The sequence below is a fragment of the Chryseobacterium sp. 14P4.3.2 genome (genome assembly GCF_057799275.1).
In genome coordinates this window covers 1-297 of the sequence record NZ_JBYOKO010000089.1, presented here as the reverse complement: position 1 = coordinate 297, position 297 = coordinate 1, and the positions used below count along the sequence as shown (strand labels likewise).

The following is a 297-nucleotide window of genomic DNA, read 5'->3' as shown; positions in this document are numbered from 1 at the left end:
TGTTTAGGGCATCATATTCATAAACATATCTTTTGAGATTGTTTTCAGAACTGTTATTCCAGTCTATTTCTGCGATATTTCCGTTGAACTTTCCAACTGCTGGGGAGTTTTCAGGATTGTTATATTTGATATTATACCCAAAGAGTTTTCCGTTCAGAGCAGCAGGATCATTGATCTGGGTCATCCATCCCCGGATATTGTATTTATAGTCCATCTGCTGAAGCGGGGATGCCGCAGCAATTCCGCCCACTTTCTTAGATTCCAGCTGGGATAGTTCATTGTACTTATTCTGGGTAA

1 protein-coding gene is annotated in these 297 nt (G+C 40.4%); it reads right to left on the bottom strand.

From position 1 onward, the window contains the following. On the bottom strand, nt 1-297 hold a 297-nt coding region (locus AC27VX_RS23920; RefSeq protein ID WP_488698487.1), incomplete at both ends, for a hypothetical protein.